The following is a 25,431-nucleotide window of genomic DNA, read 5'->3' on the forward strand; positions in this document are numbered from 1 at the left end:
GGGAGCACTTGGCTTCCGTTTTGTTGTTTCCAGCCAACGTTTATGGCTAACAAAACAGTCTCCCCCTAGTGTGGAACATATCCGGACACCTGAGAGTTATTACACCAAACGACTTCAGGGTACAGGTTTCAAGCGAGGTTATTGGAAGGATGTTATTACTAATGACTAGCCAGGTTACGTGGAACCAACTTTAGATCAACCAATAAAAAACGGAAGCACTTGGCTTCCGCTTGATATACGTTATTTTTTCGGTACCGACAACTGCATTTCAGGCAGCGCTTCACGCTTGGCTTTGATTTTGCGCCACACTACCCATACCAGCACACTGAGCAACAGTGCCAGCACATTGCCGGCGGCAATGATCATCAGGCTGCGTTTACGCGCCGCTTCACGTTCTGCAATGATCCGCTTCTCCAGCTCGATCCGGCGTTGCTCGGCCAGCTCAGCTTCTTTTGCAATCCGTGCTGCTTCAATGTCGACTTCATCAACCACACTGAACGTCTGCTCTCGGATCGGAAATACCAACGGCCGTCCGGAGGCGAGATCCGTAGCAAACACCTCTCCCTGCCAGGCGTACTTACCCAACGAGGCGTCGCCAGCCATCATAAGGGTAGTTTTCAGCCCCTCTTCACTGACCTGCCCCTGGCTGTACGTAATAAAGCCATCCGGTGCCTGTTGCTTGACGTGAACCGCAATACTGCCAGGCTTGATCATGCCTTGTTCACCGCTTACCACGAGCTGATGCGGCTCATCAGGCTGACGTGACTGAATAAAAGTGCGCGCTATCGGATTTGGATACACCAGTACAACTTGCTCCTGAGCACGCAGGAATACCCCATTACCGGAAGTGATGCGTGCACGATATTTACCCGGCTCAACCTCCATTGGCAACTGTACAGTGAACACTCCATCCCCGGCCTGTTCATCCAGACCACGGCCGTCATCGGCAAATTCCCCTAATACCAACGGTACCGGACGGGCTTCTTTGATCAACTCCTGTTCATTCTCAACAAATTTGGTCAGCGTGACCCGCAAGTTGACCCGGTCCAAAAAATCTCTCAGGTTCAAAAGCTGGCCATCCGCTGTCAGTCGCGCGGTAAATTTCAGGCTTTCGTTTTGATATAAGCGATTGGGAAACTGGTCTGTGCTGAGTTTCAGGTGGGATATCAGGCGAATGTTGTTGCTGGGGGTCACTTTGCCCACCGCCTGCCAGGGGCCGGCCATCGGTTGATCAACCGAGATAATGTCCAGTGAAGGCTCCTGGTACCAGCGCACATTAGGGTAGGTACCCCAGGCGTAGTATTTTTTGCCATCCGGACGAACCAGCACCACCGGTTGAGAGCTCTGCTCGCGATACACCAGAAAGGTAATTTGTTCGATAGTGGGGTCCACCCTGAAACGATTATCCAATAAAGACATCGTCGACTCATCTGCCGCCACGGCCAAACTGCTCAACACCGCCAAAGCGGCGACCAACCACGCCCTCACCATAGTTTCTCCTATTGACGCCAGAGGCAAGCGCCACTCTTTTCAACCAAATCCAATCGAGATTGGTGTGCTTCTAATTCATCGGCCGTTGCCTGTAAAACCTTTAACACTTTTTGACCTTGTACGCGACGAATACTCTCTACGCCACCTTCCTGCTTATTGGCATTGAACTCCAGGCTCGTTTGCCCGCCGGTCATCAACAGATAAACATCAGCGAGGATCTCCGCATCGAGCAATGCTCCGTGCAAAGTACGATGGGAGTTATCAATACCGTAGCGGTCACACAACACATCAAGGTTATTCCGCTTGCCCGGGAAAATCTTCTTCGCCATGGCAAGGGTATCGGTCACCTTACAGTAATCATCGGTTTTACCCGTGCCCGGAGCGAGCATCTCAAACTCGTAGTCCATAAAGCCGGTATCGAAGGGCGCATTGTGCGCCACCAGCTCGGCACCTTTAATAAAGTCTAAAAACTCATGGTGAACCTGAGCATATTCCGGCTTATCCAGCAGAAACTCGTCGGTAATACCGTGGACTTCAACCGCATCGGGCTGAATTTCACGATCCGGTTTTAGATAGACATGGAAGTGGCGTCCAGTCAGCTTTCGGTTAACGATTTCCACCGCACCAATTTCAATGATGCGATGCCCCATGTAATGCGGACCGCCTTCACGGTTCATACCGGTGGTTTCGGTATCGAGAACGACAATACGGCTATATTCAGAATTGCTGCTGGTATTCATAAGGTTATGTGTGTCAGACTATGCTTCAATAAAATGTTTCGGCTAATAGTACCAAAAAATATGACCAAACACGTTGAGATTTTCACAGACGGATCTTGTTTAGGCAACCCCGGCCCCGGTGGCTACGGCATCGTCTTACGCTATAAGCAGGTGGAAAAAACGCTGGCAAAAGGTTATACGCTAACCACCAACAACCGCATGGAAATGATGGCTGCGGTAGTCGCGCTGCAAACACTTAAAGAACCTTGCCACGTATCACTCACCACCGACAGCCAATATGTGCGCCAGGGGATCACCCAGTGGATTCACAACTGGAAAAAACGCGGCTGGAAAACCGCAGACAAGAAGCCGGTTAAAAATGCCGACTTATGGCAGGCGTTAGATAAAGAAACCGCCCGTCATCAAGTTGACTGGCATTGGGTAAAAGGCCACGCCGGCCACCGCGAAAACGAAATTTGTGACGAACTGGCCCGCACTGCCGCCGAAAACCCGACCGACGAAGATACCGGCTACCAGGCTTAACCTTTATCGCCGGAAACCTTGCGCATGACATTCCGTTCACGATGCATCACCCCCAGTGGGGTAAGTTTTTTCTTCAAACGCCAATGAGGCTTAATCAACTTGAGTGGGTAGGTGCGTTTCCGGGCCACAATAAAATATAAACTGCCTGCTGGCGAGGCCCATTCGCCCAGGCTGTTCTCCAGCCAGGTCCACATGGTTTGATAGCGCTTCATCGGAAACAACGCATAGCGGTCACAATGAATCACCTGATAATTGAGTAACCCCAGCCAGTCGCGAATACGGTTAGAGGTAAACATACGCCCGCTCCAGGGCAAGTTTTTCTTCCGCCACGGCAACAGACTGGCAAGGCCGGTGAGGCTGATAGGATTAAAACCGGTAATCACCAGATAGCCATCATCCATCATCACCCGGTCCACTTCACGCAGCAGGCGATGCGGGTCATTCGCATAATCGAGTTGATGAGCCAGTATCACCACATCAAAACTCTTTTCCAAAAAGGGTAAATCGTAACCATCTGCAATGACATTATGCAACGGGTTCTGGATATCTAGGTTGACTTGGTGTTGAATGGTACAACTACAGCTGGACAGCTCACAGCTCAGTCCCCCCAACTTTAACATATGGTAGCCAAACAGCTTTGGGCACCATTCATCAAGGCGGGTTTGGATTGACTCCAGCACCCATGGACCATTGTTCAATTCTGTCCATGACGATGGGTGTTGTATAGTTTTACTGGTGAGTGCTGGTTTCATGAACCACCTGACTAATTAGGGTAACGGAGAACGAATCGTGTTAGAGATCAAAAGCATACCCGCATTTAACGACAATTACATCTGGCTGATACAAAATAGCGACCAGCGCTGTGCCGTGGTCGATCCCGGTGATGCTCAACCGGTGCTCGACTACCTGCAGGCTTACGGGTTAACTTTAGATGCGATCTTAATTACCCACCACCACAATGATCACATTGGCGGCGTTGCCGATCTGGTCCGTACCTTCCCCCAGGTCACGGTCGTCGGGCCAAAAGCGGAGCCAATCCCGACCTTAACTCATCCTATCGAAGAGGGTGACAAACTGGAACTGTTTGGTGAGGTTTTTCTCGTACTCGGCCTGCCAGGCCATACACTGGGTCATATCGGCTATGTCGGTGCAGGGAAACTGTTCTGTGGTGATGTGCTGTTTTCGGCCGGATGCGGGCGCATCTTCGAAGGTACGCCAGAGCAAATGTTCCAGTCTCTGAGCAAAATTGCAGCGCTGCCTGACGACACTGAGGTGTATGCCGCCCATGAATACACCGCCAGTAACATTGCTTTTGCACTGGCAGTCGAGCCGGATAACGAGCAACTCCGTCAATACCGTGATGATGTTAACCGCTTGCGGGCACAAAATATAGCCACGCTGCCAACCACAATTGGCCGTGAAAAATGGATCAACCCTTTCCTGCGTACCACCCACGCCGATGTGGTCAAGTCCGTGGCCAAACGCATCGAAAATAGCGATCCAGTCTCGGTTTTTACAGCTTTGCGTGAGTGGAAGAACGGATTTTAACCTTTTTCTGCTTGTAACTTTACACGACGCAAGTATTATCGTGAGCTGTTTTGTAGAAGCGCTTTGTGCGCTTCTAATGCGTTTAAAGCGAATATAAAACTATTTGTATTTCACGCTGATTGAATGCATCGGTGAAAGTATCTCTATTTCACCGCATTGTGAGTATTAAAGATGTCTATTATCTTTCAACCTGCCACGTAGCCGGGTCTGCGCGACAGGCAGGAGGAGATAACCAGGCCCTAACTAGGCTGAATCCATGCGTTTAAAGTACAGTTGGGTGTTGGTATTGTTATTATCTGGCTGTCAACTAACCCAGCCAGATCCAACAGTTTCAGCACCTGAAACCAATAATCCAGTGCAAACAGAGCCCCAACCGGCTCAAGCGGATACTCAATTACCGTCAAGCGAAGAACCCGTCAAACCCAAGCCGCTCTCTCCTCAGGAGCAACAAGATGTATGGCAGCGTATCGCAATGCAGCTTGAGATGGATATTCCCAACCACCGAAAAGTTGACTATTACCGCACATGGTATTTGAAACACCCGAGCCATCTACGCACTGTCTCCCAACGTGCCCAGCCTTTCTTATACCTGATCACCGAGAAAATTGAACAACGGGGACTGCCATTAGAGCTGGCTCTTTTGCCGGTGGTAGAAAGCTCCTTTGATGCTTTCGCTTACTCACACGGCAGTGCGGCCGGCCTGTGGCAGTTTGTGCCTGGTACCGGCGAGATGATGGGGCTGGAACAAAATTTCTGGTATGACGGTCGGCGCGATGTAGCCGCCGCAACAGATGCCGCGCTGGAATATCTGGTCCGGTTAAACAAACGCTTCGATGGTGACTGGCACCATGCGATTGCCGCCTATAACAGCGGTGGTGGCCGGGTTTCAAGTGCGATTCGCAAGAATAAAAAACAAGGCAAACCGACAGACTTCTTCTCTCTGGATTTACCCAAAGAAACCAGCGGCTACGTCCCAAAACTGTTAGCCCTGGCCGACGTTATTGCGAATCAAGATAAGTACGGCATCAGTATTCCTGCGATACCGAACCAACCGGCGCTGGCTTTGGTTGATCCGAAAGAACAGCTCGATCTTGCCATTGCGGCAAAATATGCCGGCATTAATGTCAAGGAGCTGCAAAGCTATAACCCGGCCTACAACCAGTGGTCAACCGCACCGGACGGCCCACACCAGTTACTGATCCCTATTGAAAAGAAAGATGCATTTCTGGCCAACGTTGAGCAAAACCGCGGCAGAGGTGTGAAAGTCGCGCGCTACAAAGTCAAATCAGGCGATTCACTGAGCGTATTGGCCCAAAGGTACGGCACCACCACCAAAGTCATCCGCCGGGCTAATGGCTTAGCCAATAACAACATTCGCGCAGGACAGTACTTATTGATCCCAACCTCAACCAAAGATGATACGGCTTATGCCCTCAGTGCGCAGAACCGCCTGGAAAAAACCCAGTCACGGGCCCGTGGTCAGTATAAACTGACCCATGTCGTGCAATCCGGAGAGAGTTTGTGGACCATTGCCAGGAAGAACAATGTCTCCCACCAATCGTTGGCAAAATGGAATGGTATGGGACCGAAAGACACCCTGCGTATCGGACAAAAACTGGTCATCTGGAAAAAGGCCGACCAGGGCGCGATTATCCGCACCGTGTTCTATCAGGTTCGCTCCGGTGATACCATCAGCGGTATCGCGAGTAAATTTAAGGTCAAAAGCAAAGACATCGTAAAATGGAACTCTCTGCAAAACCAGAAGTACCTCAAACCGGGTCAAAAGCTAAAATTGTATGTTGATGTAACCAAGGTAAGTGTATGAACCCATCCAGTAACCCTCTCGTAATGTTGTTGGATATTTTCCGTTCCCCAACCGCATGTTTTCTGGCGCTATACCAACGTGGCGCATGGGGCTGGCAGCCCTTCGTCGTCCTGTTGATCAGCCCGTTTTTGTTCTGGGGGGCCTATTTCTCCAATGTCGACTTCGCCTGGCTTAGTAGCCAGCTGAGCGTTCAGCTGCAGCAAATCAATCCTGATCAGATCGAATTGCTGGATAAAAATACCCTGATGGCCAGTGCGATCATTAACGATGTGTTTAACCGCTTTGCCACGCTTTTGGTACTGGCGCTGTGGTTTTTCCTCGCCACCAAATCAAGCCAGCACCAGCATGGTTACTGGAAATGGTTTGCCGCAGCGTGCGCGATTATGTTTCCTGCAGTACTGGGTGACATCGCCAGCTACGTGAGTCTGTTACTCAAACATGGCCAGGTTATGACCTATGCTGCTGACCTCAACAGTTTAAACGGTCTGCTAAAGCTGCCACTCACCAGTGAATGGTCTCAGTTCGCCAGTTCATTGCCACTGTTACTGCCCTGGTATGTGGTACTCGGCTACGCGGCCATCCTGACCTGGACCGAATTTGAGCGAGGACAAGCCCTGGTAATTGCCGGCTTACCTTGGATTGCGTTTTATCTGATTTGGGCGCTGTATTTACTGATTTTCTAACGGTTACTGCTCCAGGCGAAAACGCACCAAAAGTGGGTTATGATCGGAAGCGTCGCTTTGCGGCGCTTTCGCATATTCCACCTTTAATCCCCGATAATAGACGTGATCCAATGCCAGCCCGGTAACAAACTGCGTGCGGTAGTCGGGATTAAACCGGACCTCCTCAAGGCCAGCCAGCTTTAATACCGAAGTCATCGTCACCAGACGCTCTTCACTCCAGCTGTTAAAATCACCGGCAAACACCACCGGCCCCTCATGCGACTGCAGCGCCTGTTGCAGAGTAGCAAGCTGCGCGCGGTACTCTTTCGTCCCCCAGGTAAAATTGATCGCATGAATATTAAACACCGCCAGAGTGGTTCCATCACTCAACAAATATTCACTGTACAGCGCCGATTTCGGCAAACGCAACCATGGCTCTGTCGCGGTATACGCACAGGCTCGAACCGGCTCAGGCCGGGCAATGCTGATCACACCAGCAGCATGGTCGAAAGCTTTGAAAGCGGTCACCCGGTTACTGACCCACAAGCCGTTAATTAGCCACTTCTTCAGTTCATCGGTCAAACTGGCTTCCTGCAGCAGCAATAATTGACTCTGGTCGGCCAGCGTATCCAAAGCCGTTTTCCAGCCAGTGCGGCCTTGCTTATAGATATTCCATATCAACAGGTTAAGCTCACCATGATGATCTAATGCCTGTGGTGCATCAAACTCAAGGCAGTTGACTTCCTGGCGAACTAGCGCCCCCGACTGTGACACAATTTGGGGCTGTTCTGGGATACTGAATATCAGTTGAAAACCGATCAAGACACCTGCAATTGTGGCAACCACCATAAGAGTTAAGCGCTTAACCATCGCATTCTCCTGGATTAATTGAATAGAAAAAGGAGCCGCAGGGCTCCTTTACAGTTTACTCGTCTTTGTACTGGCTTCCGCGCTGCCGCTTTAAATCGCGTCTTCGTCTTCTTCGCCGGTACGAATCCGCACCACACGCTCAATGTCCGTGACAAAGATTTTACCATCGCCGATCTTGCCGGTTTGTGCCGTTTCAATAATGGTTTCCACGCATTTATCCGCTACGTCTTCAGTAACCACTATTTCTAACTTCACTTTAGGCAGGAAATCCACCATATATTCTGCGCCACGGTAGAGTTCCGTATGGCCTTTCTGACGGCCAAAGCCTTTAACCTCTGATACGGTCATCCCTGTAATACCGACTTCTGCCAGCGCCTCACGCACATCATCCAACTTAAATGGTTTGATAATCGCTTCAATTTTTTTCATGTTCATCCCTTAAGCTTCAATCGTTTGCGACTATTATCGGTTAGCCCTAATCAACATTCAATGTTTCTTACCGTTCAGCTGGTTAAAAAACTCATTTATCACTCAATAGTAAATCTTCACCTGCAAATAAGCCAGGGACATCCCTGGCTTATTAATTCATTCAGCTTCCAAGTGGTGCTTACAGGCTGGAATAGTAGGCGGCGAGATTGGCAATATCCTGATCGCTCAATAACGATGCTTGCGCCTGCATTACGGCAGCAAGCGCGCCACCGCGCTCCTTATTCTTATAGGCTTTGATAGAACTGATGATGTACTGCTCATTCTGCCCTTTGAGGTTTGGATAACCGGGAATGGTCGCGATGCCATCAGCACCATGACAAGCGGCACAAACTGCGGCTTTCGCTTTACCAGCCGCCGCATCACCTGCTGCCAGCGCCTGACCACTGATCAGGCCAAGAGCGACTACCGTCCCTATCACGACTTTCTTCATTGCTTCTCCTTATCATTCCTTTTGATGGATTTTATTGCTGTTATTTTTACGATTGTGACATGCATTAAGATTACTTGCGCCAAATCAGCTCACAATCTTGACCACTAAAAGCCTGATCAACAAACAAATCTGCAACTGCCACAACCTGATCTTGATACATCAAAATCGGGATACGACGACGTAGCCAGCTGGGGACGTGATACTCCTGGAACAGTTTTTTCAGCTTCCGGCGGTGGCCCCGCGTGGTAGGATGGGCCATTAATCCTTCGGGATTGAATGCCACCAGTAACCGTTCTGGATGCGCTGGCAGGGCAATCGCCGGGTGGGCTGTCCCCGTTTGCAGGGTTAAACTGCCGAGATGATCCGGCAGGTTAAGCGGAACATCTACCTCAAGATGAGCCATCCAGTCTGTCACATCAAGCGTTTTTGTCACCCAATAAAGCCGGTTCTGAAAGCGCCTTATCTGACCGTCAGCCAGATTCAACTGCGGATTGGCATCCGGCTGTGCCAGTGCCACCTCATGCCACAACAACTCCAGCTGTTTCTGGCTGGGCATTTTTGCATGTAGCCGGGCTAACCACATGCGTAGCAGGCGGTTACGTGCCGACTTACTGTGTTCCTTCAGCGGGGCCAGTTGTAAACTCATATCAATGTGTAATGCCTGCTGCAGGGCGCCATCCAACAGCTCATCAAGCAATGCCTCCTGCTCGGCGCACAATGAAGCACTGCGCTGTGCCGCCTGACGGATCGATGGCCATCGCTTGGTCAGCTGGGGAACGATCTGGTGACGGATAAAATTGCGGTCATAGCGGGTATCCTGGTTGCTTTCATCTTCCACCCACTCCAGCTCCAGCGTTAACGCTTCGCACTCTATCTGATTGCGACTGACCCCAAGCAGTGGCCGCACAATCTGACCAGGACCAAATGACATAGCTTCAGCCATTGAGGACAAGCCCTTTGGACCACTACCACGCTTTAATGCCAACAGAAATGTTTCTAGCTGATCATCCGCATGCTGCCCGGTCAGCAATAATCCGCCTTTACCGAGGTACTTGGCCAGCGCTGCATAACGGGCTTCACGCGCCTGGTGCTCGATGCTGTCACCACCCCCCATATCAAGCGTGACGTATTCGATCGCACAAGGAACGCCGGCCTGTTTTGCCCATTGCTGACACTTTTCTGCCCACATATCGGCGTTAAGGCTTAATCCATGGTGCACATACACCGCCTGACACGGCATCGACTTAGTCAGCTGATAACGACGGAGAAACTCAAGCAGTAAACGGGAATCGACCCCCCCACTGAGCGCAAGCACAACTTGCTTGCCGGATTGATGATATTTATCCAGAACTTGAGTGAAGTGAGTGTAAATGGTTTCCATAGCGTTACTTATCAATGCATAAAAAAAGGGTTGGATATCCACCCAACCCTTTCTAGTTTATCGGTTCTTTGACCAGAGTTCAGCAAGCAAACGCTTAACAGTAGCCGTAACTCATCAGACGCTGGTAACGACGCTCCAGCAACATATCCTGTTCAAACTGCTCCAGCTCTTCAAGCTGGCGCAGCAAGGTGGCTTTCATATTGGCCGCCATTTGCTGGTGGTCACGGTGCGCACCGCCCAACGGTTCTTCAATGATTTCATCGATCAGCTCCAGCTCTTTCAGACGCGGAGCCGTCAGGCCCATCGCTTCGGCAGCTTGAGGGGCTTTATCTGAATCACGCCACAGGATAGATGCACAACCTTCTGGCGAAATCACCGAGTACGTCGAGTACTGCAGCATGTTCACGTAGTCACCTACACCGATGGCCAGCGCGCCACCAGAGCCGCCTTCACCGACAACGTTACAGATCACCGGCACTTTAAGGCCTGACATGACTTTGAGGTTTTTCGCGATCGCCTCAGACTGGCCGCGTTCCTCAGCCCCAACCCCAGGGTAGGCACCGGCAGTGTCGATGAAAGTGATGATTGGCATATTGAAACGTTCTGCCATTTCCATCAAACGTAGCGATTTACGGTAACCTTCCGGTTTTGGCATACCAAAGTTACGCTTCACTTTTTCTTTGGTTTCCCGTCCCTTCTGGTGACCAATAATCATTACCGGGCGACCTTCCAGGCGGGCAATACCACCCACAATGGCTTTGTCATCGGCAAACGCACGGTCACCCGCCAGTTCGTCAAACTCTTCAAACACGTGTTCCACGTAATCCAGGGTATAAGGACGTAGAGGATGACGAGCCAACTGAGCTGTTTCCCACGCGCCCAGATCGCTGAAGATCTTCTTCTTCAGTTCCAGACTTTTCTTCTCAAGCTGTTCGATTTCTTTATCAAGGTCAATTGCAGAATCACCGCCGTGACGAGACACATCACGCAATGCTTCGATCTTTGCTTCCAGTTCAGCAATTGGCTTTTCAAATTCAAGAAAGTTTAGGCTCATCGATGAATCCTTGTTGACTCAGCGTCTGATACAGACGCTGAATTTTAGTTAAATTCGAGTTCTACCTGGCCTTTGCCAAGTAACTGTTTTAAATCGTCGAGTAATGTATCGCTTGGCGTCACTCGCCATTCGGTGCCCAATGTTAACCGCGCTCTGGCGTCGGCACGTTGATAGTATACATTGACTGGTACGGTTCCGGCTTTATGCGGCGCTAATATGTGACTGAACCGCTCAAAGAACGTGTCATCAACTTGACTTGCGTCTATCGATACTGACAAGCCACGAGCGTATTTTTCACGCGCAGAACCGAGATCCATAACTTCACGCGCCGACATTTTAAGCCCACCGTTGAAGTCATCAAAGCTGACCTGTCCCGAAACCACCAAAATTCTATCTTTTTCCAACAGCTCTGCATACCGATCTAACGCATCAGAGAACAACATCACTTCCATTCGGCCACTGCGGTCATCCAGGGTCATGATGCCGATACGGGTACCACGCTTGGTGGTCATGACGCGGGCAGCAATGACCAAACCGGCCACCGTCACCGATTGATCCCGGCGCGTTGGCGTGGCGTCTTTAAGTCGACAACTGGTGTACTTATTTAGTTCCTTGAGGTATGCGTTAATCGGGTGCCCGGTCAAGTATAAGCCTAGCGTCTCTCGCTCCCCTTCCAGCCAGACTTTTTCCGGCCAGGCAGGCACCTGGGTATACTTGTGCTCAACTTCTTCCGGCGCATCAGTCAGTACGCCAAACATGTCCGTCTGACCAAATGCTTCAGCCTGGTGATGCTGGCTGGCGGCTTTAACCGCATCATCCAATGACGCCATCATCGCCGCACGGTGGGGCCCGAGACGATCCAGCGCCCCTGCATAGATCAGCTTTTCAATCACGCGTTTATTGACTTTCTTGACATCGATACGTGCACAAAAATCAAACAAATCTTTAAAGTGACCGCCTTTGTTGCGCGCTTCCAAAATGGCATCAATTGGGCCTTCACCAACCCCTTTGATCGCACCGATACCATAAACAATCGCACCATTATCATCGACATTAAACCGGTACAGGCCGGAGTTAATGTCCGGTGGCAGCACGGTGAGCTTCATGCGGATACACTCATCCACCAGCCCGACCACCTTCTCGGTGTTGTCCATATCGGCTGTCATTACGGCCGCCATAAACTCTGCCGGGTAATGGGTTTTTAACCACAGTGTCTGGTAAGACACCAACGCATAAGCAGCAGAGTGTGACTTGTTGAAACCATAACCGGCGAATTTTTCTACCAGATCGAAGATCTTCATTGCCAACTCGCCGTCGACACCGTTCTTTACCGCCCCTTCTTCAAACGTAGCCCGCTGTTTGGCCATTTCTTCGGGCTTTTTCTTACCCATTGCACGACGCAGCATATCCGCCCCGCCCAACGTATAGCCGGACAATACCTGTGCGATCTGCATCACCTGCTCCTGATAGAGGATGATGCCGTAGGTCGGTTCGAGGATTTCCTTTAACGAATCATGTTGCCACTTTTCATCAGGGTACGAGACCGCTTCACGCCCGTGCTTACGGTCGATGAAGTTATCCACCATCCCCGATTGCAACGGCCCCGGACGAAACAACGCCACCAGTGCGATAATGTCTTCAAAACAGTCCGGCTGAAGGCGTTTGATCAGCTCTTTCATACCGCGCGATTCAAGCTGGAATACCGCGGTAGTCTCGGAATTTTGCAACAGCCGGAAAGAGGCCGGATCATCCAGCGGAATGGACTCAATCCGGACCGGCTCTTGCCCCTCTCGCGCTAAACGTGGGTTAATCAGGCCCAACGCCCAGTCGATGATGGTCAGGGTACGCAGCCCCAAGAAGTCGAACTTGACCAGACCGGCGGTTTCCACGTCGTTTTTATCAAACTGAGTAACCGGGAAGTGGCCTTCGGCATCCGCATAAATCGGTGCAAAATCAGTGATCGTGGTTGGTGATATCACCACCCCACCAGCGTGCTTACCGGCATTTCGCGTACAGCCTTCCAGAATACGGCACTTGTCGATGAGTTCTTTGACTTCCTCATCAGCCTCATACAGCTCCGGCAGCGCAGGCTCAGCTTTAAACGCTTTTTCCAGGGTCATCCCCGGATCGGGCGGCACCAGCTTTGAAATCCGGTCAACAAACCCAAACGGATGGCCCAGCACCCGGCCGACGTCACGGATCACCGCTTTGGCCGCCATGGTACCGAAAGTAATGATCTGCGATACCGCATCGCGGCCATACATTTCTGCGACGTGGTCGATCACCCGGTCGCGTTTATCCATACAGAAGTCGACGTCGAAATCGGGCATGGACACCCGTTCCGGGTTCAAGAAACGTTCGAACAGCAGATCATATTCCAATGGATCAAGGTCGGTAATTTTCAGCGCGTACGCAACCAGAGAACCGGCGCCAGAGCCCCGCCCGGGACCCACCGGTATATCATTGTCTTTCGACCACTGAATGAACTCCATTACGATCAGGAAGTAACCGGGAAAGCCCATATTGTTGATCACTTCAAGCTCAACTTTGAGTCGTTCATCGTACTCCGGACGACGTTGGGCGCGCTCTTGTGGATCGGGGAATAAGAACTCCAGGCGATCTTCGAGGCCCTCTTCCGATTTCTTGATCAAAAATTCGGTTTCTTCCATCCCTTCGGTCGGGAAAGCAGGCAGGAAGTACTCGCCCAAGCGGACAGTCACGTTACAGCGTTTGGCGATCTCGACGCTGTTCTGCAGTGCCTCCGGAATATCTGAGAACAGCTCACACATCTCGTCTTCGCTGCGCAGGTATTGCTGAGGACTGTAATTTTTAGGCCGGCGCGGATCTTCCAATGTATAACCATCGTGGATCGCCACGCGGATTTCATGAGCATCAAACAGCTCTTCACTGATGAAGACGACTTCATTGCTCGCCACAACCGGCAAATCCACTTGCTCTGCCAGCTCAACGGCGAAATGCAGGTAAGTTTCTTCATCCGGGCGGCCGGTGCGGATCAGTTCAAGGTAAAAGCGGTTGGGGAAATGTTGCTTATAGAATTCAACACAGCTTGCAACCAGCTGGTTGTTGCCTTTTAGCAGCGCCTGGCCTATTTCACCATTTTTAGCCCCGGACAAGACGATCAAGCCTTCCGACAGCTCTGCTAACCAGGCTTTGTCTATCACCGGGTGATGCTGAACATGGCCGCGCAAATACGCTTTAGAAATCAGTAGGGTTAGGTTTTTATACCCAACATTATCTGCAGCCAATAAGGTTAACTGTGTTAGCTCTTCGCCAAATTCATCGGACTGCATTTTGAAATCGGCACCAATGATAGGCTTAATACCGCTCCCATGCGCTGCGCCATAAAACTTCACCAGGCCACATAGGTTAGTAAAATCGGTCAGGGCCATGGCCGGCATACCGAGTTCCGCGACTTTCTTGACCAGTGGTGGAACTTTATTGATACCATCCACCATCGAAAAATCACTGTGGATTCGCAGGTGGATGAACTTGGGATCTGACATTAACAGCTACCGTATTACTAAATCTTGTTTGGAATTCTAACCAAAGGAGCGCCGTTATAACACTGTTGAACGGCCATTGCTATGGATTGTTTATTCGCTGATGCCAAGCGCTTTTTTGACTGGTTTGAAACTCTTGCGGTGCTGGTCAATCACCCCGTGTTGCTCTATCGCAGCAAAATGCGCTTTGGTCGGATAACCTTTGTGCTTGGCAAAACCAAATTGTGGATACTGTTTATCCAGTTCTTCCATTTCTTGATCACGCACCACTTTAGCAATGATCGATGCTGCACTGATTTCCGCGACGCGCAAATCGCCTTTCACCACGGCCTGAGCATCCATCGGCAGCTCAGGCGTGCGGTTACCATCAATCAACGCTAAATCCGGCTGTACCTGCAATCCGGCAATCGCCCGTTGCATCGCCACCATCGTCGCTTGCAGAATATTAAGCTGGTCAATCTCTTCCGCAGAACAACGCCCCACCGACCACGCCAACGCTTTTTGTTTGATCTCCGGCAGGAGTGCCAGACGTTTTTTTTCACTGAGTTTTTTCGAATCGTTCAACCCGGCGATTGGATTATTGGGATCCAAAATCACCGCCGCAGTGACAACATCTCCGACTAGTGGACCTCGTCCTACCTCATCCACGCCCGCCACCAACTGGTAGCCTTGCGGGTATTCGAACGGTGGTAGCTCAACTTTTGCTTTGGTCGTCTTTGCTTTCGCAGCCATGGAATATCTCTATTTCTCAATCAATTTTAATACCGCATCTGCGGCTTGTTGATCCGCATTTTTTCGGATCCAGTGATGCATTTCGGTAAACTTATTCAACATTTCACTGTTATCGCTTTCAAGCAAGCGCGAGACTTCGTTAAATAATTTTTCCGCGGTACAGTCAGCTTGCAGGTATTCTTTAACCAGTTCGTCATCGGCAAGGATGTTAGGCAAGGAGACATATTTGGTTTTCAACAGGCGCTTGGCCAAGAAGGCGGTCAAGGCGTTGACGCGATATCCCACCACCATAGGTCGTTTAAGCAGCATACATTCTAACGCAACAGTCCCCGATGCCAGCATGACAGCATCAGAAGCGGTAATCACATTGCGAGCCGTATCATCCACCAGTTTAAAATCTAGCTCAGGAGCGTGCTGCTGCCAGGCTTGCTCAAACTGTTCACGGCGCTTGTGGTTCACCAGCGCAACCACAAAACCTAAGCCGGGGAATTTCTGGTGCAGCCGTTTGCAGGTTTCAATAAAAGGTTGCGACAGCATTTTCAACTCACTGCCGCGGCTGCCCGGCAGGACCGCCAGCCACTTTTTGTCTTGCTCTAACCCAAGTAATTCACGCGCTGCAGCCTGATCTGACTGCAGTGGGATCGCATCCGCTAAGGTATGGCCGATGAACTCACAAGGCACATTGAACTTATCGTAAAACGCTTTTTCAAACGGCAGGAAAGCCAGCACTAGATTGGTGGCCGCTTCAATCTTAAAAATACGCTTCTGACGCCACGCCCAGACCGAAGGGCTGACATAATGGACAGTTTTAATGCCGGCGTTTTTCAGATCCAGTTCCACGCGCAAATTGAAGTCTGGCGCATCTATCCCGACAAAAACATCGGGTGGGTTTTGGGTGAAGTATCTGACCAGCTCAGCTTTGACCTTAAGCAGCCGAGGCAAGCGACCCAGCACTTCCACCAGCCCCATCACTGCTAACTCTTCCATATCAAACAGCGACTGACATCCCTGGGCGATCATTTTAGGCCCACCGATACCGACAAACTCAGCGTCTGGGTAACGTTGTTTGATCGCTTTAATGAAGCCTTCGCCCAGAGTGTCACCGGACAGCTCACCAGCAATGATGCCGATACGTAATGGTCTTTGCATATTTATTCCGCTTCTGTCTATGCGCTATGGATAAGGGCATACCTTATCCATAAAACACAAAAAGACCGCAGCCCTATTTGGGCGCGATCTTTTCCAATCACCAGCTCATTCGTCAATTAACGAATGATGCCACGTTCGGTTTGTTCCAGCATAGCTAAGAAGCGCTGAACTGCCGGCCACTCTTGCGCCATTTCAGCGAGAACGGGTTTGACTTCTTCCAGCGTTTTACCCGAACGGTAAATCTCTTTATAAGCTTTCTGCAATGCACGGATTTCTGGTTTCTCAAAACCATTGCGCTTTAGGCCAACCAAGTTCAGACCAAATGGTGTGGCATGGTTACCTTGAGCCAGAACATATGCCGGTACATCCTGAACGACAGCAGAACAACCGCCAATATAAGCGTAAGCACCAACGGTACAGAATGGATGGATCGCAGAGAGCGCCATCACCCCAGCGTAGTCCTCAACCGTAACGTGGCCACCCAAAATCGAGTTGTTACCGATATGGGTATGGTTGCCCACAACGACATCGTGCGCAATATGTGCATTAACACACAGCAGATTATCATCGCCAATTACGGTAGTGGCTTTGTCTTGAACCGTACCACGGTGAACCTGTACCGCTTCACGAATGACGTTCCGATCCCCGATCACTACCGTGGTTTCTTCACCACCATATTTCTTATCTTGGTTCTCTTCACCAATTACGGCGTGAGGAAATATCCGGTTGTCTTTACCAATCTTGGTATGACCTTTGATGACAACATGCGACATCACTTCGGTTCCTTCACCGATTTCCACTCCGGAAGTAATGTAAGTGAACGGACCGACGGTCACATTGGCACCAATTGTCGCGCCTTCTTCTACCACCGCAGCAGGGTGGATTTTGGCGGTTTCATGAATCATATTAAAACTCTCGACGAGCACACTTCAGCTCTGCTGAACAGACGACTTCACCGTCAACTTTTGCCACACCTTTAAATGCAGCAATGCCACGGCGCTCTTTCAAAAATTCGACTTCAATGACCAGCTGATCACCTGGTACAACCGGTTTGCGGAATTTGGCACCATCAACGCTGGCAAAGTAGTACAGTTCATTGCCAGATGGCGCTCCAAATGATTTGAATGCCAACAGACCCGTTGCCTGAGCCATGGCTTCAAGGATCAATACACCAGGAAAAACTGGCAGCTGAGGAAAGTGACCTGTGAACTGAGGTTCGTTAACCGACACATTTTTAATCGCGTGCAGGTACTTCTCTTCTTCGAAGTCTGTCACACGGTCGATCAATAAGAATGGGTAGCGATGAGGCAAAAGCTCTTGGATCTCAGAGATGTTCATCGTTTTCTTTTCAGTAGTCAAAGTCGTATTCCTATTTAAATGCGTACACCAACATAGAAGATTAGAGAGTAATAAAACTGCCCGCCCCAATCCTGACAGGGTTTAACTCCTGTGTGGTGTGAAATCTGTTATCTATAGCGCGTCATTATAGAAGAAAAAGACTCGCAATTCGCGAGTCTTGGTGCAGAAAGTGGAACTAAGATTCGTCTTTCTTTTCCAGCTGCTTTTCAACGGCTTTCAAGCGTTTGTTCATTTCATCAATGCGATGAACTCGCGCCGCCGTTTTACGCCACTCGCGGTTAGTTTGCAGCGGAATGCCCGATGAATACATGCCTTTTTCTTCTATGCTGCGCATAACCATACCCATACCGGTGATGGCAACACCATCGGCAATGGTGATATGTCCGTTAATAACCGACGCGCCGCCAATCTGGCAGTACTTACCTATTTTGGTACTACCGGCAACAATAGTACCACCCGGCATCACAGTACCATATCCGATCTGCACGTTGTGAGCGATTTGCAGCTGGTTATCCAGAATCACATTATCTTCGATAATAGTGTCTTCCAGTGCGCCGCGGTCAATCGTAGTGCATGCTCCGATTTCAACCCGGTTGCCGATCCGAACCGTCCCCAGTTGTGGGATTTTGATCCATTCACCCTTATCGTTGGCGTAACCAAAGCCATCCGATCCAATCACCGCGCCCGACTGTACCAGGCAATCTTCACCGATGCTGACTTCATGATAGACAGTTACATTTGCCCACAACTTGGTGTTGCGGCCCAACTTGGCGTTTTTACCGATAAAACACCCAGCACCGATAATCGCATTATCACCCAGTTCAACACCGGACTCGATCACCGCATTGGCCCCAATGGCGACATTTGCCCCCATTTTTACATCCGCCGCAATCACTGCACTAGGTGCAATGTTTTCTGCCGGTTTTGGAGTGGTATCCAGCGCCTGAACAACCCGGGCAAAAGCAACATACGGATCAGCCACCACAAGAGCGTTGCCGCTACATTGCTCCTGTTGTCCGGCTTTCACCATCACTACCGTTGCCTGACACTCAGGCAAATGCTTTGCGTATTTCGGATTAGACAGGAAGGTTACGTCCCCTTCCTGTGCTTTATCCATCGGAGCGACACGGCGAATTACCTGAGTTTCATCGCCAAACAGTTCCCCACCAGTAATTGTTGCCAGTTCGGCCAATGTCAATGTCTTCATATATTCTTATTTTAGGGCTTTAATTACGTCTTCAGAAATATTGTATTCTGGCTTCGCATACTGCAGCGCAGTAATATCAATAACTAAGTCGTAGCCATCCTTTTCTGCAATTTTCTGTACTGCATCTTGAATCGATTTAAATAGTTTGGCTTTCTCTTGCTGTTCACGACGCGCAGAGGCTTTTTCCAGCGCTTGCGCCTTCACCTTGTATTCGCTGTCCAGACGCGCGATGTCCAAACGCAGTTTTTCGACTTCTTCCTGACCCAGCAGTTCGCCATCGCGTTGAAGCTTTTCAATTTTTGTCTTAGCCTGAGCTTCAATAGACTTAAGCTCATCGGCTTTACCTTTAAAATCATCCTGCATTTGTTGCAGAACTACTTCGCGCTGAGGAAGGGCTTGAAATACCTGTGCTGTATTGATGTACCCAATTTTCTGTGCCGCTTCTGCCACATTGGCAAACACAGACGAGCTAAGTACAAGAAGGCCAATTCCAGCCGCTTTGATCATGTTATTCAAAATATTTTCCTCTTTTAGAAGGTTCTACCGATGGTGAATGTGAAGAACTCTTCATCATCACCGTCGTATTTCTTAATTGGTTTCGCTAGTGAGAAGACCAGCGGCCCCATTGGAGACATCCATTGCAACGCCGCACCGTAAGAAGCGCGGTAGTTGGTTGGATCAGAATAATCGTAATAATACCGGTCACCGTAATCCGCCCCTGACTCACGGTAGTCAAACTCGGTGTCCCAGACGCTCGCCACATCAACAAACAGGCTGGTGCGGATCTGGCTGCGCGCTTCATCAGAAGCAAATGGCGTTGGCACGATCAACTCCATACTCGCCAGTGCGACCGCGTTACCACCCACGGAGTCGTCCGTTGCCGTGTCAGAGCCGTTATTGGAGCCGGAGTAATCACGGTACACCGCTTTTGGACCGACCGAGTTAGAGCCGAAGCCGCGCAATGAAGTAAAGCCACCGGCGTAGTAGTTCTCATAAAACGGGTATAAGTTGTCATTACCATTGGTTTGACCATAACCGTTGCCGTAGCCCAGTCGCCCGCGGAACAACAAGGTGAACTCATGCTTCTTGGTCAACGGGACATACTGGCGCACATCGTACTGCATTTTGAAGTACTGCACGTCAGAGCCAGGTACGGTCATCTTATAGAACGCACGCTGGTGGTTACCGGCCGTCGGGAAATAACCCCGGTTAAGGTTGTTACGTGTCCATGAGATGCTGAAATCGAAGTCATTGGTGTTGAGTGCACCGCTCGAGTCAATATTATCGACTTGTGCCTGCAAGAACTGCTCAACCTGCAGGTAAGGAGAAAGGTTACCGATCTTGTTGTGGGTATAGCCGACACCAAACTCAAACCGGTTCAGCTCATCGAACGGGAAGCCCCATGTCAGGTTAGCACCATAACTTTCATTGGTATAGTCGACAATCCCCGCTTCCGATGCTTCAAACTCATTGTAGAACATCTTACCACCCAGACTCACACCGTCCAGATTCCAGTACGGGTCGCGATAGTCCAGACTGACGTTTTTCTGGTAGTCATTCATCATCGCGCTGATACCAACCCGGTTACCGCTACCGATGAAATTATCTTGCTGCAAGCCAACCTGGAAACTGACACCTGACTCTGTGCCGTAGCCGACACCAAAGTTAATGCTACCCGAGTTGGCCTCTTTCACTGAGTAAACCAGGTCAACCTGATCATCACTACCCGGCACCCGTACCGTCTGTACATCAACGTTTTCGAAGTAACCTAAACGGTTTAAGCGGGTTTTACCGGTTTCTATCGATTTTGAGTTCAACCAACTGCCTTCCATCTGGCGCATTTCGCGACGCAGAACTTCATCTTTGGTGGAATTGTTACCGGTAAAGCGAATATCACGCACATAAATGCGGTTACCCGGCTCAACGTTGACAATTAAAGAGACCTCTTTCTTTTCATCATCAAACTCAGGAATCGTGTTTACCTGCGGGTACGCATAACCAGACTCACCCAGGACGCGCTTAACGCTCTCTTCCAGGCCGGTAACCAAAGAACCATTGTAGGTATCACCGGCTTCAAACGGCACCAGACGCTCAAAACTGTCCCCTTCCCCGATAAGATTCCCACGGAATTTGACGTTTTTTACGCTATAGACGTCGCCTTCTTCCAGGCCAAGAGTAATATATACCCCTTTTTTGTCGGGAGAGATCGCAACCTGGGTTGAATCAACATCAAACTTCAGGTAACCACGGTCAAGGTAAAAAGATTTCAGAGCTTCAATATCACCGGCCAGAACCTGCTTTTGATACTTTTCGTCGGCCAGGAAATTCCACCAAGGCACATCCACGTTTAGGTTAAAACGGGACAACAGCTCATCATCATTAAAGACTTCATTGCCGATAAAGTTAATTTGCTGGATTTTTGCCGACACCCCTTCGGTGAAAACAAATTTCAGATCAGAACGATTACGCGGCAAAGGAGTCACGACCGCTTTTACGCTGGCGTTATATTTACCCACGCTGTAATAAAAATCTTCCAGGCCTTTTTCAATATTACTCAAGGTAGTGCGATCGAGTGCTTCACCCGCACGAATACCTGAAGCGTTCAGGTTTTCCTGCAGTTGTTCATCTTTGATCGCTTTATTGCCTGAGAATGAGATATTGGCAATGGTCGGACGTTCTTTGACCTGAACTACCAGCACTTCATCATCGCGCAGTACTTTTACATCCTCAAAGTTACCCGAGGCGTATAATGCCCGGATGATGTCCGCGACATCTTTCTGGTCAACCGTGTCACCGACACGTACGGGCATTTTTAACAACGCGGCACCGAGGGCAACACGCTGTAATCCTTCGATCTTAATATCCTGAACTACGAAGTTCTGTGCTCCGTTTGCAGATACACTGGTTGCCAGTAAACTTGCAAACAGAATTCGCTTAATCGCCATACTTGTTCTAATTATTCCTTGCTACTGCTTTTGTCTCTGAACTATCACAGACGAGCAAAATCATTAAAGAGTGCCAACGCCATAAGAGAAAAGATAATGGCCCCGCCGATACGGTATCCCATTTCCTGAACCTTCTCCGGCACCGGGCGACGAATGATCGCTTCAATGGCGAAAAATAACAGATGTCCGCCATCTAACATCGGTAACGGGACTAAATTAATAATCCCCAAATTAACGCTGATCAGCGCCAGAAAGCCCAAAAAGTACACCAAGCCGTAATCGGCTGTAGCGCCTGCCCCTTTGGCAATCGAAATAGGGCCGCTCAGGTTATTCAGGCCAACATCACCAACGATCAGCTTTTTCAGCATACTGATGGTCAGGCCGATCACCTGGCCGGTTTTATCGATCGCTTTGCCAATGGACTCGAATACACCAAACTGCAACTCGAAGCGATAACTTTCTGGCCAATCTGCGACTTCCGGTGCGATACCAGCGAAGCCAATCACTTGTTTGTTAGCCAGCTCACGGCTGGCTGGTGTCATCGGCACACTCAGTTGTGCGTTGTCACGCATGACAACAACTTCTATCGGCGCGTTCGGGTGACTACGAATAACGTCAACCACTTGCTGCCATTCGGTCACTGGTTCGCCGTTAATGGCCTGGACAGTATCACCAGCCAGAAGCCCGGCTTTATCAGCCGCACCTCCTTGAGTAATTTGAGCCAGTCGGGTGTATATCTCCGGCGTAAAAGGGGTGAAACCCAACGACTGCATCGCCGATTCACTTTCCGGTTCAAACTGCCAATCACGAAGATCCAAAGTCCGGGTAACTTCAAAGCCGACTTCGTCAGCCGGCGACACAGTCATGGTCATTGAGTCATCGCCAATATGCGACACTAACCCCATGTTAACTGATTCCCAGTCCGGTGTTTTGATACCAGAGATGGCTTTTAGTTCCATCCCAGGCTCAATTCCTGCCTGCGCCACAATCGAGTTGGGCACAACTTGACCAACCACAGGTTTGACCGCAGGTACACCAATTAAGAAAACCAGCCAATATGCGACGATGGCAAACAGAAAATTAAACACCGGCCCGGCCGCGACTATCGAAGAACGTTTCCACAACGGTTTTTGGTCAAAAGCCCGTTCTCTTTCATACTCTGGTATCTGATCAACACGGCCGTCGAGCATTTTCACGTATCCACCAAGTGGAATCACGGAAATACTGTATTCGGTGCCATCTTTACCGACTTTCGTCCAGATAGAGCGGCCGAAACCAATTGAAAACTTTTCAACCTTGACCCCACAACGTCGAGCCACCCAAAAATGGCCGAACTCATGAACGGCCACTAAAATGCCAAGGGCAACGATAAACGAGATGAGATTCCACAAAATGCCAGTCATTAGCTACGCTCGCGTATAAAATCAAATGCCATGCTTCGCGCCATTCTATCTAGCTCGAGCAAGCTTTCCAAGCTATTCACATCGTTTGCTCTGTGACTTGCGTTGATTTTATTCAGCACAGACTGATTGATTTGAGCAATCTGGGTAAAACCAATCTGATTATTAAGAAACGCGTCGACCGCTATCTCATTGGCAGCATTGAGTGCCGTGGTGGCATGCTGGCCTTCATAACACGCTTCGATGGCTAATTGTAAGCAAGGGTAACGGGCAAAATCTGGTTGCAAAAAGGTCAGCTCACCGACTTGGGTAAAATCAAGCGGTTTAACTCCGGCATCCACACGCGCCGGATAAGACATCGTCAGTGCAATCGGCGTGGCCATATCCGGCTCGCCCATCTGTGCCAGCACCGAACCATCTTTATATTGCACCATTGAATGGATTACCGATTGCGGATGGATGATCACCTTAAGCTGCTCGCGCGCGGCGTTGAACAGCCATCTGGCCTCAATGTACTCCAGCCCTTTGTTCATCATGGTGGCCGAATCAACCGATATTTTGGGTCCCATTGACCAGTTAGGATGTGCAATCGCCTGGGCTGGTGTAACCCTCTCAAGCTCTGCGATATCAGTGTAGCGGAAGGGGCCGCCGGAACCGGTCAGCAAGATGTGCGAAATACCATGCTCATGCAGATGGCAGCGACCAAGCTGGGTTTGCACCTGCGCAGGTAAGCACTGAAAAATCGCATTGTGCTCACTATCAACCGGTAACAGTTCAGCACCGTACTGCTCTACCGCATCGATGAACAGCTGACCAGACATAACCAGGGCTTCTTTGTTAGCAAGCAGGACACGTTTTCCCGCTTTGACTGCTGCCATGGTCGGCAACAGTCCGGCAGCACCAACAATAGCGGCCATGACACTGTCCACTTCCGGTAACGCCGCGACATGACACAGCGCCTCCTCGCCTCCCAAGACCTGAGTCTGCGAGGATAGCTTAGTAAGCTCCGTTTCTAACCTGCGTGCCGCCTGCTTGTCCGCCATTACTGCGTATTGAGGTTGCCACTGGCGGCATAACGCGACCATTTTTTCCACATTGGTACTTGCCGCCAACGCTACCACAGAAAACAGCTCTGGATTCTGTTCCACTACCTTTAAAGTACTTGCGCCAATAGAACCTGTCGCACCAAGAATGGTTAACTTTTGCATGATGTAAGACCGTTAAGAAAAGCGAGGAGCGACAAAAGTCACTCCTCTTACATTAGAGTACGTAATAAAGAAGAGCAAACACAGGAAAGGCTGCGGTCAAACTGTCAATCCGATCTAGGATCCCGCCGTGGCCGGGAATCATGTTACTGCTGTCTTTGATACCCGAAACCCGCTTGAACATACTCTCGACCAAATCGCCCAGCACGGAGATAACCACGGTGCATAGGGTAATGAACATCATATGCATCGGACTGGAGAAGGTAATATCAAACCAATCGGCAAATAACCAGCTGATGATAAGCGCTGCGATGATCCCACCGAACAGGCCCTCAATGGTTTTGTTGGGGCTGACTTGAGGAGCCATTTTACGCTTACCCAAGCTTTTACCGGCAAAATAGGCACCGCTGTCTGCCGCCCAAACCAAAGAACAGACGTATAACACCAGCTTGGCACCATGGTAGGGATCGACCTGAATTTCTGCGGCACGCAATAAAATCACGCTCCACATAAACGGGATTAAGGTCAAAAAACCGAACAAATGTCGCAAGAGGTGGTTACTTTGCCAAAGTGGTGTTGATTTGGGGTAAGTGATCGCCAACCCACTGGCAATCAGCCACCAAACCAAGCCTATCGTCAAAATGAGGTAATGCGATGAGCTCAGGTTATTTAAACTTTGCGCATCTGGAGAAATGAATAGAAAACTAAGTCCGGTAACGACAACTGCGGGAATCAGGGCAGTCACTCGAGAACGGCTCTCGGTGAACTGAGTCCACTCCCAAAAACCCAACAAAGTAATCGCGGTCAGCGCGATAATGAACCCCATTAGGGGCAAGTGGAAAATACCTAAAATAACAAGGGGAGCTAAAATTAGTGCTGTTATTATTCTCTGTTTCAAACT

Annotated in this window: 23 protein-coding genes; 4 read left to right on the top strand and 19 right to left on the bottom strand. The window is 49.9% G+C overall.

The window, feature by feature from the left end; all coding sequences use genetic code 11:
* Nucleotides 1-240: 240 nt before the first annotated feature.
* Complete coding sequence (locus P2G85_RS17745) at nt 241-1,491, bottom strand: TIGR03503 family protein (protein ID WP_275865403.1); 1,251 nt, start codon at nt 1,489-1,491, stop codon at nt 241-243.
* Between the two features lie 8 nt (nt 1,492-1,499).
* Nucleotides 1,500-2,231 carry a DNA polymerase III subunit epsilon gene (gene dnaQ / locus P2G85_RS17750; RefSeq protein ID WP_275865404.1) on the bottom strand — a complete coding sequence of 244 codons (732 nt, stop codon included), beginning with the start codon at nt 2,229-2,231 and terminating at the stop codon, nt 1,500-1,502.
* A 60-nt stretch (nt 2,232-2,291) separates the two neighbouring features.
* Between dnaQ and rnhA the strand changes: the two genes are divergently transcribed.
* Nucleotides 2,292-2,753: a ribonuclease HI gene (gene rnhA / locus P2G85_RS17755; protein ID WP_275865405.1), complete on the top strand. Its 462-nt coding sequence runs from the start codon at nt 2,292-2,294 to the stop codon at nt 2,751-2,753.
* Here the strand turns inward: rnhA and P2G85_RS17760 are convergent.
* Nucleotides 2,750-3,505, bottom strand: coding sequence for a class I SAM-dependent methyltransferase (locus tag P2G85_RS17760; RefSeq protein WP_275865406.1), 756 nt, complete (start codon nt 3,503-3,505; stop codon nt 2,750-2,752). The genes rnhA and P2G85_RS17760 overlap by 4 nt on opposite strands.
* A 37-nt stretch (nt 3,506-3,542) precedes the next feature.
* On the opposite strand from P2G85_RS17760, the gene gloB reads away from it, so the two are divergent.
* From gloB to P2G85_RS17775, 3 genes are all read left to right on the top strand, one after another.
* A complete protein-coding gene (gene gloB / locus P2G85_RS17765; RefSeq protein WP_275865407.1) occupies nt 3,543-4,301 on the top strand; it encodes a hydroxyacylglutathione hydrolase in 759 nt (252 codons plus the stop codon).
* 256 nt (nt 4,302-4,557) lie between these two features.
* Nucleotides 4,558-6,126 (top strand): LysM peptidoglycan-binding domain-containing protein, encoded by a 1,569-nt coding sequence (locus P2G85_RS17770; protein WP_275865408.1) that lies wholly within the window; start codon nt 4,558-4,560, stop codon nt 6,124-6,126.
* A complete protein-coding gene (locus P2G85_RS17775) occupies nt 6,123-6,809 on the top strand; it encodes a YIP1 family protein (RefSeq protein ID WP_275865409.1) in 687 nt (228 codons plus the stop codon). Before P2G85_RS17770 ends, P2G85_RS17775 begins: the two co-directional genes overlap by 4 nt.
* A gap of 3 nt (nt 6,810-6,812) precedes the next feature.
* Here P2G85_RS17775 and P2G85_RS17780 read toward each other — a convergent pair whose 3' ends face one another.
* The 16 genes from P2G85_RS17780 to P2G85_RS17855 form a co-directional block, all read right to left on the bottom strand.
* Complete coding sequence (locus P2G85_RS17780) at nt 6,813-7,658, bottom strand: endonuclease/exonuclease/phosphatase family protein (protein WP_275865410.1); 846 nt, start codon at nt 7,656-7,658, stop codon at nt 6,813-6,815.
* Between the two features lie 90 nt (nt 7,659-7,748).
* Nucleotides 7,749-8,087 (bottom strand): nitrogen regulatory protein P-II, encoded by a 339-nt coding sequence (gene glnB, locus P2G85_RS17785; RefSeq protein WP_005380372.1) that lies wholly within the window; start codon nt 8,085-8,087, stop codon nt 7,749-7,751.
* A 178-nt stretch (nt 8,088-8,265) separates the two neighbouring features.
* A complete protein-coding gene (locus tag P2G85_RS17790) occupies nt 8,266-8,577 on the bottom strand; it encodes a cytochrome c (RefSeq protein WP_275865411.1) in 312 nt (103 codons plus the stop codon).
* Nucleotides 8,578-8,647: 70 nt separating this feature from the next.
* Complete coding sequence (gene tilS, locus P2G85_RS17795; RefSeq protein ID WP_275865412.1) at nt 8,648-9,958, bottom strand: tRNA lysidine(34) synthetase TilS; 1,311 nt, start codon at nt 9,956-9,958, stop codon at nt 8,648-8,650.
* A gap of 94 nt (nt 9,959-10,052) precedes the next feature.
* Nucleotides 10,053-11,012, bottom strand: coding sequence for an acetyl-CoA carboxylase carboxyl transferase subunit alpha (gene accA, locus P2G85_RS17800; protein WP_275865413.1), 960 nt, complete (start codon nt 11,010-11,012; stop codon nt 10,053-10,055).
* 44 nt (nt 11,013-11,056) lie between these two features.
* Entirely contained in the window at nt 11,057-14,536 is a 3,480-nt protein-coding gene (gene dnaE, locus P2G85_RS17805; protein ID WP_275865414.1) for a DNA polymerase III subunit alpha, read from the bottom strand.
* 90 nt (nt 14,537-14,626) lie between these two features.
* Nucleotides 14,627-15,265 (bottom strand): ribonuclease HII, encoded by a 639-nt coding sequence (gene rnhB / locus P2G85_RS17810; RefSeq protein ID WP_275865415.1) that lies wholly within the window; start codon nt 15,263-15,265, stop codon nt 14,627-14,629.
* Between the two features lie 9 nt (nt 15,266-15,274).
* Nucleotides 15,275-16,414 (bottom strand): lipid-A-disaccharide synthase, encoded by a 1,140-nt coding sequence (gene lpxB, locus P2G85_RS17815; protein ID WP_275865416.1) that lies wholly within the window; start codon nt 16,412-16,414, stop codon nt 15,275-15,277.
* Nucleotides 16,415-16,530: 116 nt separating this feature from the next.
* Complete coding sequence (lpxA, locus tag P2G85_RS17820) at nt 16,531-17,319, bottom strand: acyl-ACP--UDP-N-acetylglucosamine O-acyltransferase (RefSeq protein WP_275865417.1); 789 nt, start codon at nt 17,317-17,319, stop codon at nt 16,531-16,533.
* Between the two features lies 1 nt (nt 17,320).
* A complete protein-coding gene (gene fabZ, locus P2G85_RS17825; protein ID WP_275865418.1) occupies nt 17,321-17,773 on the bottom strand; it encodes a 3-hydroxyacyl-ACP dehydratase FabZ in 453 nt (150 codons plus the stop codon).
* 175 nt (nt 17,774-17,948) lie between these two features.
* The gene (gene lpxD, locus P2G85_RS17830) at nt 17,949-18,980 is read right to left on the bottom strand and encodes a UDP-3-O-(3-hydroxymyristoyl)glucosamine N-acyltransferase (RefSeq protein WP_275865419.1); all 1,032 of its coding nucleotides are present in this window, start codon (nt 18,978-18,980) and stop codon (nt 17,949-17,951) included.
* A 6-nt stretch (nt 18,981-18,986) separates the two neighbouring features.
* On the bottom strand, nt 18,987-19,496 hold the full coding sequence (locus P2G85_RS17835; RefSeq protein WP_275865420.1) for an OmpH family outer membrane protein: 510 nt from the start codon (nt 19,494-19,496) through the stop codon (nt 18,987-18,989).
* 14 nt (nt 19,497-19,510) lie between these two features.
* Entirely contained in the window at nt 19,511-21,925 is a 2,415-nt protein-coding gene (bamA, locus tag P2G85_RS17840) for an outer membrane protein assembly factor BamA (RefSeq protein ID WP_275865421.1), read from the bottom strand.
* Nucleotides 21,926-21,969: 44 nt separating this feature from the next.
* On the bottom strand, nt 21,970-23,328 hold the full coding sequence (gene rseP / locus P2G85_RS17845; protein ID WP_275865422.1) for a sigma E protease regulator RseP: 1,359 nt from the start codon (nt 23,326-23,328) through the stop codon (nt 21,970-21,972).
* On the bottom strand, nt 23,328-24,533 hold the full coding sequence (gene ispC / locus P2G85_RS17850; protein WP_275865423.1) for a 1-deoxy-D-xylulose-5-phosphate reductoisomerase: 1,206 nt from the start codon (nt 24,531-24,533) through the stop codon (nt 23,328-23,330). The genes rseP and ispC overlap by 1 nt, the downstream gene beginning before the upstream one ends.
* Nucleotides 24,534-24,585: 52 nt before the next feature.
* Nucleotides 24,586-25,428, bottom strand: a complete 843-nt coding sequence (locus tag P2G85_RS17855) for a phosphatidate cytidylyltransferase (RefSeq protein WP_275865424.1) — start codon at nt 25,426-25,428, stop codon at nt 24,586-24,588.
* Between the last annotated feature and the right edge of the window lie 3 nt (nt 25,429-25,431).

The sequence above is a fragment of the Vibrio sp. CAU 1672 genome (assembly GCF_029223195.1).
Taxonomy (GTDB): Bacteria; Pseudomonadota; Gammaproteobacteria; order Enterobacterales; family Vibrionaceae; genus Vibrio.

Coding starts and splice junctions, on each gene's coding strand:
- P2G85_RS17745 (WP_275865403.1), bottom strand. CDS start 1,491: ATGGTGAGGGCGTGGTTGGTCGCCGCTTTGGCGGTGTTGAGCAGTTTG.
- dnaQ (WP_275865404.1), bottom strand. CDS start 2,231: ATGAATACCAGCAGCAATTCTGAATATAGCCGTATTGTCGTTCTCGAT.
- rnhA (WP_275865405.1), top strand. CDS start 2,292: ATGACCAAACACGTTGAGATTTTCACAGACGGATCTTGTTTAGGCAAC.
- P2G85_RS17760 (WP_275865406.1), bottom strand. CDS start 3,505: ATGAAACCAGCACTCACCAGTAAAACTATACAACACCCATCGTCATGG.
- P2G85_RS17770 (WP_275865408.1), top strand. CDS start 4,558: ATGCGTTTAAAGTACAGTTGGGTGTTGGTATTGTTATTATCTGGCTGT.
- P2G85_RS17775 (WP_275865409.1), top strand. CDS start 6,123: ATGAACCCATCCAGTAACCCTCTCGTAATGTTGTTGGATATTTTCCGT.
- P2G85_RS17780 (WP_275865410.1), bottom strand. CDS start 7,658: ATGGTTAAGCGCTTAACTCTTATGGTGGTTGCCACAATTGCAGGTGTC.
- glnB (WP_005380372.1), bottom strand. CDS start 8,087: ATGAAAAAAATTGAAGCGATTATCAAACCATTTAAGTTGGATGATGTG.
- P2G85_RS17790 (WP_275865411.1), bottom strand. CDS start 8,577: ATGAAGAAAGTCGTGATAGGGACGGTAGTCGCTCTTGGCCTGATCAGT.
- tilS (WP_275865412.1), bottom strand. CDS start 9,958: ATGGAAACCATTTACACTCACTTCACTCAAGTTCTGGATAAATATCAT.
- accA (WP_275865413.1), bottom strand. CDS start 11,012: ATGAGCCTAAACTTTCTTGAATTTGAAAAGCCAATTGCTGAACTGGAA.
- dnaE (WP_275865414.1), bottom strand. CDS start 14,536: ATGTCAGATCCCAAGTTCATCCACCTGCGAATCCACAGTGATTTTTCG.
- rnhB (WP_275865415.1), bottom strand. CDS start 15,265: ATGGCTGCGAAAGCAAAGACGACCAAAGCAAAAGTTGAGCTACCACCG.
- lpxB (WP_275865416.1), bottom strand. CDS start 16,414: ATGCAAAGACCATTACGTATCGGCATCATTGCTGGTGAGCTGTCCGGT.
- lpxA (WP_275865417.1), bottom strand. CDS start 17,319: ATGATTCATGAAACCGCCAAAATCCACCCTGCTGCGGTGGTAGAAGAA.
- lpxD (WP_275865419.1), bottom strand. CDS start 18,980: ATGAAGACATTGACATTGGCCGAACTGGCAACAATTACTGGTGGGGAA.
- bamA (WP_275865421.1), bottom strand. CDS start 21,925: ATGGCGATTAAGCGAATTCTGTTTGCAAGTTTACTGGCAACCAGTGTA.
- rseP (WP_275865422.1), bottom strand. CDS start 23,328: ATGACTGGCATTTTGTGGAATCTCATCTCGTTTATCGTTGCCCTTGGC.
- ispC (WP_275865423.1), bottom strand. CDS start 24,533: ATGCAAAAGTTAACCATTCTTGGTGCGACAGGTTCTATTGGCGCAAGT.